This window comes from Corallococcus terminator (genome assembly GCF_003611635.1).
Taxonomy (GTDB): Bacteria; Myxococcota; Myxococcia; order Myxococcales; family Myxococcaceae; genus Corallococcus; species Corallococcus terminator.
On the sequence record NZ_RAVZ01000080.1, the window covers coordinates 20,433 to 31,054 of the forward strand.

Annotated in this window: 10 protein-coding genes; 6 read left to right on the top strand and 4 right to left on the bottom strand. The window is 70.7% G+C overall.

Annotated features, from left to right (window positions below):
* Window positions 1-24: 24 nt before the first annotated feature.
* From D7V88_RS14085 to D7V88_RS14100, 4 genes are all read right to left on the bottom strand, one after another.
* Entirely contained in the window at window positions 25-813 is a 789-nt protein-coding gene (locus D7V88_RS14085) for an energy transducer TonB (RefSeq protein ID WP_120541153.1), read from the bottom strand.
* A 22-nt stretch (window positions 814-835) separates the two neighbouring features.
* On the bottom strand, window positions 836-1,270 hold the full coding sequence (locus D7V88_RS14090; protein ID WP_120541154.1) for an ExbD/TolR family protein: 435 nt from the start codon (window positions 1,268-1,270) through the stop codon (window positions 836-838).
* A 3-nt stretch (window positions 1,271-1,273) separates the two neighbouring features.
* Window positions 1,274-1,966, bottom strand: a complete 693-nt coding sequence (locus tag D7V88_RS14095; RefSeq protein ID WP_120541155.1) for a MotA/TolQ/ExbB proton channel family protein — start codon at window positions 1,964-1,966, stop codon at window positions 1,274-1,276.
* 250 nt (window positions 1,967-2,216) lie between these two features.
* Window positions 2,217-3,212, bottom strand: a complete 996-nt coding sequence (locus tag D7V88_RS14100) for an aldo/keto reductase family protein (protein ID WP_120541156.1) — start codon at window positions 3,210-3,212, stop codon at window positions 2,217-2,219.
* Window positions 3,213-3,366: 154 nt separating this feature from the next.
* On the opposite strand from D7V88_RS14100, the gene D7V88_RS14105 reads away from it, so the two are divergent.
* The 6 genes from D7V88_RS14105 to D7V88_RS14130 all read left to right on the top strand — a co-directional run.
* Entirely contained in the window at window positions 3,367-4,962 is a 1,596-nt protein-coding gene (locus D7V88_RS14105) for a hypothetical protein (protein WP_120541157.1), read from the top strand.
* Between the two features lie 19 nt (window positions 4,963-4,981).
* Window positions 4,982-5,980, top strand: a complete 999-nt coding sequence (locus D7V88_RS14110) for an AAA family ATPase (protein WP_120541158.1) — start codon at window positions 4,982-4,984, stop codon at window positions 5,978-5,980.
* The gene (locus tag D7V88_RS14115) at window positions 5,973-7,790 is read left to right on the top strand and encodes a hypothetical protein (protein WP_147448727.1); all 1,818 of its coding nucleotides are present in this window, start codon (window positions 5,973-5,975) and stop codon (window positions 7,788-7,790) included. The genes D7V88_RS14110 and D7V88_RS14115 overlap by 8 nt, the downstream gene beginning before the upstream one ends.
* Window positions 7,787-8,770, top strand: coding sequence for an ABC transporter ATP-binding protein (locus tag D7V88_RS14120; RefSeq protein ID WP_120541160.1), 984 nt, complete (start codon window positions 7,787-7,789; stop codon window positions 8,768-8,770). Before D7V88_RS14115 ends, D7V88_RS14120 begins: the two co-directional genes overlap by 4 nt.
* Complete coding sequence (locus D7V88_RS14125) at window positions 8,767-10,284, top strand: ABC transporter permease (RefSeq protein WP_208726281.1); 1,518 nt, start codon at window positions 8,767-8,769, stop codon at window positions 10,282-10,284. The genes D7V88_RS14120 and D7V88_RS14125 overlap by 4 nt, the downstream gene beginning before the upstream one ends.
* On the top strand, window positions 10,281-10,622 hold a 342-nt coding region (locus D7V88_RS14130), incomplete at its 3' end, for a DUF58 domain-containing protein (RefSeq protein ID WP_147448728.1). The genes D7V88_RS14125 and D7V88_RS14130, both read left to right, overlap by 4 nt.

Below are 10,622 nucleotides of genomic sequence, written 5' to 3' on the forward strand. Positions count from 1 at the left end.
CCTTCGCGGGCCTCCGCGTCCCGGTCAGTCCAGCAGGAACGTGTACGAGTACTTCATCTCCGTGGCCACGGCCTCGCCGCCCTTGATGGCAGGCTTGAAGCGGAAGCGCCGGATGGCATCGCGCGCTGCTTCGTTGAGGCCGTAGCCGGGCCCGGAGATGACCTTCACGGTGCCCACCTTGCCGTCCGCGTCGATGGTGATGGACAGCGTCACCGTGCCTTCGATGCCCGCGCGGCGCGCCTCGTCCGGGTAGGGAATCTTCACCTCGGACGCGACGGTGGGCTCGGAGTCCACCTGGTATACGGGCACGTATTTGGGCGCGGAGTAGCCCTTCACTTCCTTGGGGTCCTTCGCGGTGCCGTTGGCCTTGCCATAGGCCGTGTTGCCCACGGGCGCGGCGAAGGAGCCCGCGCTGGTGGTGGACGACATGGTCATGCCCACCACGAGCGGCGGCGGCTTGGCCTGCGGCTCCGGCGGCGGCGTGTCGTTGGGCGGCGGGGGCGCTTCGGTCGGAGGCGGGGGCTTGGGCGCTACCGCGATCTTGATGGGCGGCGGCTTCACCGGCTTCACCTTGGGCGGAGGCGGCGGCTCTTCCTTCTTCTCCTCCGGCGGGGGCGGAGGCGGCGGCTTTTGCACCTCCACCATCACCAGCTCCACCGGACGCTGGGAGGCAATCTGCTTGCGGCCCTCCAGGGTGGAGATGAACCAGAAGCCGCCCGCGTGCAGCGCGAGCGACACGAGCAAGAAGCCGAGCACGAACCGCGTGGAGCGGTCGCGCTGGGGGAGGGAAGGGTCGAGGACCGCCTGGCTCATGGTGGCTTCGCGTGCCTTCGGGTCAGGGAGCGGCGGGCGTGGCCGCGGGGGACACGTCCTTCTCGATGTTGAGGGCGAACTTGGCGATGCCCTGGCCCTTCACCACGTCGATGAGGCGCATCACGCGGCCGTAGGCGATGGTCTGGTCCGCGCTGATGATGGCGCGCGTGTCCTTGTCCTTGGAGACGGCCTCCACCACGCGGCGGGACAGGTCCGCCTCCGTCACCTCCGCACCGTCGAAGTAGAGCTTGCCCTCCTTGTCGAGGACGACGTTCACCAGGCCCTGCACCGTCTCACCGCCGTTGGCGGCGCGGGGCAGGTCCACCTCCACCGTCTCGCGGACGATGAAGTTCGCGGTGACCATGAAGATGATGAGCAGCACCAGCACCACGTCCACCAGGGGCGTGACGTTGATGCCGGTGATTTCGTCGTCGTTGTCGCCCGCGCTGCCGGCCATGACCTAGTTCCCCCCCGCGACGCCCGGCTTCTTGGCCTTCATGGCGCCCACGAGCGCGTGGCCCAGGGAGGTGGTGCGGCTGGTGAGCGTCTTCAACTGACGGCTGAAGATGTTGAAGGCGACGACGGCGGGGATGGCGACCGCGAGGCCCACGGCGGTGGCGACGAGCGCCTCGGAGATGCCGGCCATCACCGTCTGCTGCATGGCGCCGCCCTTGGCGTTCATGGCACCCAGGTCGTTGAAAGCCTTGATGATGCCGAGCACCGTGCCGAACAGGCCGATGAACGGGGCGTTGTTGCCCAGCGTGCCCAAGAGCGACAGGAAGCGCTCGTACTGGGGACGCTCGCGGGCGACGGTGGACGCGATGACCTGCTCCACGGTGTCGGGGCCCTGGGACGCGGAGGCGAGGGCCTCGCGGATGACGGCGGCCTCCATGCCCTTGTGGTTCTTCACCTCGGCGCTGACGGCGTCGAACTCACCGCGCGCCAGCCGCACCGCCAGGGCTTCCGAGTTGGGCAGCCGGTGGCGCGAGAAGTAGACGGCGCGCTCCAGCATCACGGCGATGGAGAGCACGGAGAGGATGACCAGCAGCCAGAGCACCCACTCGGCGCTGCCCAGCGTCACCCCGAGCAGCTTGCCGCTCAACCAGCCGAGTTCGGGTTGGGCCGCCTGGGCCAGGAGGAGGAAGGACGTCATGGGAGACAAGCCTGGGGGTTGAGGAGTGAGGACTGCCAACGCGCGGGGCAGTGTCTTGTTCCCCTCGACTCAAAAGTCAAATGGATCGGAGGGCAGGTCATGGGACCGTGACAATCCATTCGACCGGGAAGGGTGGGAGGAGGGCGTGGATGTCGGATGCCCCATCAGGTGAAGGGGCGGCCGTGGGGGCGCCTGCCGGTACAGGCCCCCGGCCCTACGTACGCCTGGGGGGCGGATTTCGTTTCTTCCTTCAGGGACGGCGGTCGGGACTGGTGGTCTGCGCGGGGTCACGCTCCACGACCGGGCCGATGATGGCGTCGATGCGGCGCAGGAGGTCGGCGTCGAGCTTCACGCCGGTGGCCTTCACGTTGTCGAGCACCTGCTCCGGCCGGGTGGCGCCGATGATGGCGGTGGAGACGCTCTTGTTCTGGAGCACCCACGCGACAGAGAGCTGCGCGAGCGACAGGCCGGCTTCCTTCGCGAGCGGTTTGAGCTGCTGGACGCGGGTGAGCACGTCGTCGGTCATGAAGCTGGTCATGAACATGGCGCCCTGCTTGGTGGCGGCGCGGGTGTCGGCCGGAGGGGGCTGCCCGGGCTGGTACTTGCCGGTGAGCACGCCCTTGGCGAGCGGGGACCAGACAATCTGTCCCATGCCCTCCGCGTCGGAGGCGGGGACGACCTTGGATTCGATGACCCGCCAGAGCATGGAGTACTGGGGCTGGTTGGAGACGAAGGGCACGTGCAACTCGCGGGCGAGCTTCGCGCCGGCGGTGATCTGCTCGGCGGTCCATTCGGAGACGCCGATGTAGAGGGCCTTGCCCTGGCGCACGATGTCCGCGAAGGCGAGCATCGTCTCCTCCAGGGGCGTCTCCACGTCGAAGCGGTGGGCCTGGTAGAGGTCCACGTAGTCCGTCTGGAGGCGGCGCAGCGAGCCGTGGATGGACTCGATGATGTGCTTGCGCGACAGGCCGCGGTCGTTCTGGCCGGGGCCGGTGGGCCAGTAGACCTTGGTGAAGAGCTCGTAGCCTTCACGGCGCTGGCCCTTGAGGGCGCGGCCGAGCACGGCTTCGGCCTTGGTGCCGGCGTACACGTCGGCGGTGTCGAAGGTGGTGATGCCCGTGTCGAGCGCCGCCTTCACACAGGCGAGCGCGGCGTCCTCCTCCACCTGGGAGCCGTGCGTGAGCCAGTTGCCAAAGGAAATCTCGCTGACCTTCAGACCACTGCGACCGAGGAACCGGAAGTTCATGCGCGGCAGACTAGCCGCCGTGTCCCGGGGTTCGTACGGATTCGCATCTTCTCGACGGTTGGAGTCAGGCGGACGACCCCTCGCGCCGGGATTCGACCGTTCCCGGGCGTCGCTTGTGAACGGAGGGGCGGGTGTCCGACACTGCCCTCCTCCCATGGCCGCCAGCGAAGAACGCCGCTTCCAGTCCCTCGTGCTCGCGCCCATCCGGCGCGTGCAGCGGCGCCTCAATGCCGTGGCGTGGCTGGGCGCGGGACTCGTTCCCGTCTGGGCCACCGCGACCGCGTGCGTGCTCTGTCGCATGTTGCTGCGGGGCGCTGCTGTCTGGGCCGTGCCTCCGCTCGTCGTCGCGGGCCTTGCCTGGTGGTTCGTGCGGGCCCGCTCCCGGGGTGTGTCGCTGGAGTACGCGGCGGTGCTCGCGGACCGTTCGGCCGGGGCCGGGGGCCTGTTGCTCACGCGCCTGGAGCGCCCCGTCGGTGAGTGGGAGCTGAGCCTCAACCAGTTCGCCCAGCAGGTGAAGCTTCCGGAGGTTCCCTGGCGTCGGCCCGTGGGCGCTTTGCTGGGTGCGCTCCTGTTCTTCGCCGTCGGTTTCCTCGTTCCGCTGCCCGCGCTTCGCACCTCGAACATCAATGCCGCCGCCGCGACCCAGGTCGCCGCCGTGCAGGCCCAGGCGGAGGCCCTCGCCCGTGAGGAGCCGCTGGGCCAGGACGTCGAAGAGGAACTGCGCCGGCTGTCCGACGAGGTCGCCCAGGGCCGCTTCGACTCTGCGGACTGGGAAGCCTCCGATGCCCTGGAACAGCGGCTCGCCGAACGCGCCTCCGAGGCCGCTGCTGAATTGAACCGCGCTTCCGAGGCCGCGGCGGAACTCGAGGACGCTCTCGCCGCTGCTGGCGGTGCCGAGTCCGCCACCCGCGAGCGCGAGTCCCTGGAACAGGCCCTCATGGCGCTCGATGCGCGCTCCCAGGGAGGGCAGGAACAGGACGGACCTTCCGAGGACGGCGAAGCCCAGGCTTCGTCCCAGCAGGGCTCGCAGGGGCAGGGCGCTGGAGATCAGGACGGCGACAAGCAGGGCGGTGACAAGCAGGACGGCGACAAGCAGGGCGGCGACAAGCAGGGCTCGCAGCAGGCTTCGGGCGACCCGTCCCGTGACGCCCAGGCTCGCGCTTCCGCCCGTGCGCAGGCCGCTGGCTCTCCGGATCAGGTCGCGGACCTTCGCCGCACGCTGGAGCGCCGGCAGCAGGCGCTGGCCCAGCGCTTCGGTGAGGAAAACAACGCGGCGGGGAACCGCGGGGCCCAGGCGAGGCGTCCCACCCGGCAGCAGCAGTCCGGCCAGGGACAGGGGCAGAAGAGGCAGGGGCAGCGTGGCCAGGGCCAGGGCCAGCAGGGCCAGGATGGGGAGGGCCAGGGTCAGGGCGAGGGCCAGCAGGGTGGTCAGCACGCGAGCCGGAACACGAGGCAGGGCCAGGGCGCTGGCGCTGGCCGGGGCGGCGAGAGCAGCCCGCTCGTCTTTGGCGGCGAGGCGGAGATGGATCCAGACCGGCTCGCCTTCCAGCCGCTGCCGGAGGGGCACGGCGGGGACGCGGAAGAGTTGTGGGGGCTTCGCGCCGCGGATCCGCAGGCCCGGACGGGGCAGGCGGGCGCGGCGGGAGCGAAGGGCACGGGCGCGAAGGGCGATGCGACGGCGGGACCGGGTTCCGGTCCGCTGCTGCCTCGCAACCGCGACCTCGTGAAGCGGTACTTCGGTGGTCGGTAGTCCAGCAGGGGGAATCGACGTGGCAGCGGAGCTTCTGAGTCCCGCCGAAGCGCAAGGCGCGGCGGATGTAGCCTCCCGGCTCAAGGCCGGGCTCAATCAGGTGATGCTCGACCAGGAAGGGGTCGTCGAGCAGGTCGTGGTGGCCGTGCTCGCCCGGGGCCATGTGCTCCTGGAGGGCCTGCCCGGCCTGGGCAAGACGGAGCTGTGCAAGGCCCTGGCGCGGCTGCTCGCGCTGCCCTTCCGCCGCATCCAGTTCACCCCCGACCTCTTGCCCGGCGACATCACCGGCACCTACGTGCTGGAGGGCGAGGCGCGCCGCGACTTCGTCTTCCGCGAGGGGCCGCTCTTCGCGAGCCTCGTCCTCGCGGATGAAATCAACCGCTCCAGCCCGAAGACGCAGTCCGCGCTGCTGGAGGCCATGCAGGAGCGCTCGGTGACGGTGCTGGGCCAGACGCGGCCCCTGCCCGACCCCTTCTTCGTGCTCGCCACGCAGAACCCCATCGAGTTGGAGGGCACGTACCCGCTGCCTGAAGCGCAGTTGGACCGCTTTCTCTTCCGCATCCTGGTGCCGCCCGTGGGCGCGAAGACGCTGCGCACCCTGCTCACCACGCGCGTGCGCGGCGCGCCTCCCGCGCAGGAGCCCGTGCTGGACGCGGAGGGCCTGTCGCGCCTGTTCGCCGCCGTGGACCGCGTGCACCTGCCCGGTCCGGTGGCGGACTTCATCGGCCGGCTCGTGGAGGCCACCGATCCGCGTCAGGCCTCCGCACCCGACACCGTGCGCCGCTTCGTGCGCTTTGGCGCGAGCCCCCGCGCGGCCCTCGCTCTCGCCGCCGCGGGCCGTGCGCTCGCGCTCCTGAACGGCCGGCCCAACGTGGGCTTCGACGACGTGGTGGCCGCCGCCTCCTCCGTCCTCAACCACCGGCTGGTGCTGGCCTATGAGGCGTCCCTGGAGAAGGTGACCGCGCCGGACGTGGTGCGCGAACTGCTCAAGGCCATCCCCGAGGTGCCCCGTGGTTAGGCGCGTTTCGTGCGCCCCGGTGCTCGCCGTGGCGCTGCTCTGCACGACGCTCGCGAGCGCCACCGAAGTGAGCGCTCCCGTGCCCGCGGTGGCACCCGCGCCCCCGGTGGCGGTCGTGGCGGAGGCCGCGGAAGCCGCGGAGGTGGCGGCCAAGGACAAGGCCACCGGCTACCGCGAGGTGGTGGAGACGCCCGAGACCTTCCCTGAAGAGGGCGACCTGAAGGCCACCCTGCGCTCCGTCACGCTGGTGCCGCAGCGGGGCTACACCCCCATCCAGGTGACGGTGCACAACAGCAGCGGCCAGCCGCGTCCGGTGCGCCTGTCCATCCACGGCCAGGGCCGCATCACGGAGCGCTCGCTCCAATTGGGTGCGCGCGAGCGCGTCGTCACCTACCTGATGCTGCCCGCGGACATCCAATCCGGGCAGTTGCACATGGACTCCCCTGGGATGCCCACCGCCACCGAGGGCTTCTACCTGGACAGCTACCGGGGCGCGCGCGTGATGGTGCTGGGCGACGTGAAGTCCTTCGAGAACGCGACCCAACTGGGTCGCGTGGCGGAGAACCAGGAACCCCTCGTCGCCGCGCGCTTCCTCGATGCCCGCACCGCTCCTCGCGAGTTGGCCGCGTACGTAGGCTACGATGCGGTGCTGGTGACGGCGTCGCCGGAGGAGGTGCCCGACGACGTCTGGGCCGTGCTGGAGTCCTTCGCCCTGACCGGGGGCCGGCTGGTGCTCGCCCGTCCGCCGGCCAATCCGCGCCTGCACTTCCCGCTGCTCGAGGATGTCCACTCGGAACGGTCGTTCTACGGCTTCGGTGAGGTGCGTCAGTTCCTCGGCTGCCGTGACACGCATGAGGCGTGCGGGCAGCAACTGGCGGAGGCCGCCGCGGAGGTGACGGGAGCCGTGGTGCCCGCGGGGCCGCCGCCCCGGTGGGACCGCAACAGCCTGCTGCGCGACGGGAGGACTCCGCTGCTGGAAAGCGCGCGCGCGCCCGTGGGCCGCTTCATGTTGCTCATCTTCCTCTTCACCCTCGCGGTGGGCCCTGGCGGATTGATGCTGGCCCGGCGCAAGGGCCCGCTCGCGGTGCTCATCGCAGTGCCCACGCTGGCGGCCATCACGTGTCTGGGGCTGGTGGCCTGGTCGGTGCTGGTGGATGGCTTCCGCGTACACGCCGCGCGCTACAGCCTCACGTTGCTGGACCGCGAGCGCGCTCGCGCGGTGACGGTGGGGATCACCGCCTGGTACGCCAACCTGACCGAGGAGGGCGTGATGATGCCCGCCTCCAGCGTGCTGGTGTCCCCGGTGGAGCCCGAGGATCCACCGCGCGCCCTGGACTGGACGCAGGGCCTGGTCCTGCGCGACAGCTTCCTGCCCTCGCGCACCTACCGCGAATGGGGCGAGGTGGCCGTGCTTCCGTCGCGGGCGCGGCTCACCGCGCGCAAGGAGGGGGACGGGGTCGTCGTGCAGAACGCGCTCGGGGCGGCCGTGGAAGCAGGCCGCATGCGCTTCCAGGACAAGCTCTGGAACCTGCCCGCGATGGCGGACGGCGCCGAGGCGAAGGCCGTGCTCATCCCCGACGAGAAGAAGGTGGCGCTGCTTGACCACGAGGCGCACCAGCCGTTGAGCCTGACGTACCAGCCGGGCCTGCGCTTCCCGGCGGCGACGTCGGTGCTCGATGACGACCTGACTGACGGCGTCTTCCTGGTCCGTCTGGGGGGCCGGGGCTTCGCGCCCACGGCGGCGGTGGACGTGGATCTGGAGGCAGGGGTGCATCTGGTGCGCGGTGGCATCGAGGAGGCGAGGCCATGAGCCTGCTGGAAGTGAAGGGCCTGCGTCGCGACTACGGTGCGCTGCGCGCGGTGGACGACGTGACGTTCTCGCTGGAGGCCGGCGGCATCCTGGGCTTCATCGGTCCCAACGGCGCGGGCAAGAGCACCACGCTGCGCATCCTGGCCACGCTGGACGTGCCCACGGCCGGAGAGGTGCTGCTGGACGGCAAGTCGCTGGTGGACGCGCCAGACCAGGCCCGGCCGCTCCTGGGCTACATGCCGGACCGCTACGGCACCTACGACGACGTCACCGTGAGGGAGTTCCTGGACTTCTTCGCGCGCGCGTACGGACTGAAGGGCGCGCAGCGGCGGCAGCGGGTGGACTCGGTGATGGAGTTCACGGGGTTGATTCCCCTGGCGGAGAAGCTCACCACGGAGCTGTCCAAGGGCATGCGTCAGCGCGTGGCCCTGGGGCGCACGCTCCTGCATGACCCCCGGCTGCTGCTGCTGGACGAGCCCGCGGACGGCCTGGATCCCCGGGCGCGCATCGAGCTGCGGGAGCTGCTGCGCGCGCTGGCGGATCAGGGCAAGGCGGTCATCATCTCCAGCCACATCCTCACGGAGCTGGCGGAGATCTGCGACTCCTGCGTCATCATTGAACAGGGGCGCCTGCTCGCGCAGGGCCGCGTGGAGGACCTGCTGCGCTCGGGCGCGGACGCTTCCCAGGTGGTGGAGCTGGTGGTGCGTCTGGCGGCGGGAGCGGAGGGTGAGGCGATGGGCGCTCGCGCGGAGCGGCTGTTGTTGGAGCAGCCGCGCGTGAAGGACGTGACGCGCGAGGCAGGCGCGCTGCGCGTGCGGTTGGAGCTGGAACAGGGCTCCGGCCCGATGCAGGCGGAGGCCGCCGCGGCGGCGCTGCTGGCCACGCTGGTGGCGCAGGGGCTGCCGGTGTGCGCGTTCAGCCCTCGCGAGCGCAATCTGGAAGATGCCTTCATGACCGTGACGAAAGGGAGGGTGGCGTGAGCACGCAAGCAAGTCCGGCGTCGGGTGCGTCCGAGACCGTCCCTGTTGCTTCGGCCGGAGTGTCCGACCGGTGGGAGAAGTGGGGCGACCGGCTCAACCCGCTGGTGGTGAAGGAGGTGCGGCAGGGGCTGCGCACGCGCGTCTTCTGGGTGTGCTTCGGGTTGCTGCTGCTGTCGTGCCTGGTGCTGTCGCTCATCGCGTACGTGAACACGCAGGGGACGTCGTACTCGCGCGAGGGGCGCACGTACTTCTTCTCCTTCTTCGTGTGCCTGGGGCTGGTGCACTTCGGGGTCATTCCCTTCAACGCGTACCGTTCGCTGGCGCGTGAGCGCGAGGACGAGACGTGGTCGCTCCTGCTGCTGACGGGGCTGGGGCCCCGGCGCATCCTGGGCGGCAAGGTGACGTCCTTCCTGGTGCAGGCGGCGCTGTACGCGTCGGCGGTGGGGCCGTTCCTGCTGTTCAGCTACTTCCTCAATGGCATCGACCTGCCCACCATCCTGATGGTGCTGCTGCTGGGCGGCGCGTGGCTGGTGTTCCTTACGTTCGCGTCGGTGTGCGCGGCGACGTTGGCGGATGGGCGGATGGGGCGGGCGTTCGTGCGCTTCGCGCTGGTGGCCGCGCTGGTGGTGACATTCTTCCAGACGCTCACCTTCATCTTCGTGATGACGGAGGGGCGGGGGCGCGGCTTCTCCTTCGACCGGGACTTCTTCCTGGGGATGAGCGCGGGGCTGTGGCTGTTGCTGTCGGACGGGTGGCTGCTCTTCGAGGCGGCGGTGGCGCGGCTGTCGCTGGTGACGGAGAACTACACGCGGCACCCCCGGCGGGTGCTGGTGGGACAGGCGCTCCTGACGTTCCTGGGGGTGACGGCGGTGTGGTGGTTCCTGGACCGGGACAAAGACGTCGCGGGCATCGCGGGCATCCTCGGTGGGTTGCACCTCATCTTCACCGGCCTCTTCACGGTATCGGACGTGGATGGGCAGTCTCGGCCGCTGCGCGCGGGCACCCGGCCCTGGTCGCTCTTCCGGCCGGGCGCCCTGCGCGGCTTCCGGCTGGCGGTGCTGCTGCTGCTGGGCTGGGCGGCCGGGTGCGCGGGGCTGCTGTGGGCCTCGGATGTTTCGGCCGAGTCGGTGCGCATGGGGATGGCGCTGGTGGCGCTGGCGCTCTACGGCATCATCTACCTGTCGGTGGCGCTGCTGCTGGGACGGATGCCGAAGTCGGGCCGGTTCGCGTCGCCCGCGGCGGTGCGGTTGCTCTTCGTCGCGGCGGGAGCGTTGGGGGCCGGCGTGCCTCCGCTCCTGTCGGTGTTCCTGGGGCTGGAAGCGGGGGATGAGCTGATCAACCTGCTCAACCCCGTGGTGGGCACGGTGAACTTCGGTCGCTACGACTGGAATGATCCGTCGGGTCTCCGGATGCCGCCGGAGCTGCTGCTGTGCGTGGGGCTGGTGGCGCTCCTGTGCGCGTTCGCGGCGGACCGGGTGCTCGTGCGGCGCGAGCGTGAGGCCCACGCGCCGTGAGCACCCGGCTGGACGAGGCGGAGGTGGCGCGGCTGGTGCCGGGGTTGACCCTGGCGCTGCCGCGCGTGCCGCAGCGCGGACGGGTGGGCGAGGTGCGCGCCACGTCCGCGGGCAGTGCGATGGAGCTGCACGACTTCCGCATGTACCAGCCAGGGGATGACCTGCGGCAGCTCGACTGGAACGCGGTGGCGCGCACCGGGGACCTGGTGTTGCGCGTGCGCCAGGACGAGGTGTCGCCGCGCGTGGAGGTGGTGCTGGACGGCTCGCGCAGCATGGGGTTGTCGCCGCGCAAGGCGGCGGGGGCTCGCGAGGTGGCGCTGCTCACGGTGGAGGTGGGC

What these genes read in the sequence shown, in the direction of transcription:
- D7V88_RS14120 (WP_120541160.1), top strand. Translation starts at nt 7,787, where the DNA reads ATGAGCCTGCTGGAAGTGAAGGGCCTGCGTCGCGACTACGGTGCGCTG.
- D7V88_RS14095 (WP_120541155.1), bottom strand. Translation starts at nt 1,966, where the DNA reads ATGACGTCCTTCCTCCTCCTGGCCCAGGCGGCCCAACCCGAACTCGGC.
- D7V88_RS14100 (WP_120541156.1), bottom strand. Translation starts at nt 3,212, where the DNA reads ATGAACTTCCGGTTCCTCGGTCGCAGTGGTCTGAAGGTCAGCGAGATT.
- D7V88_RS14085 (WP_120541153.1), bottom strand. Translation starts at nt 813, where the DNA reads ATGAGCCAGGCGGTCCTCGACCCTTCCCTCCCCCAGCGCGACCGCTCC.
- D7V88_RS14105 (WP_120541157.1), top strand. Translation starts at nt 3,367, where the DNA reads ATGGCCGCCAGCGAAGAACGCCGCTTCCAGTCCCTCGTGCTCGCGCCC.
- D7V88_RS14090 (WP_120541154.1), bottom strand. Translation starts at nt 1,270, where the DNA reads ATGGCCGGCAGCGCGGGCGACAACGACGACGAAATCACCGGCATCAAC.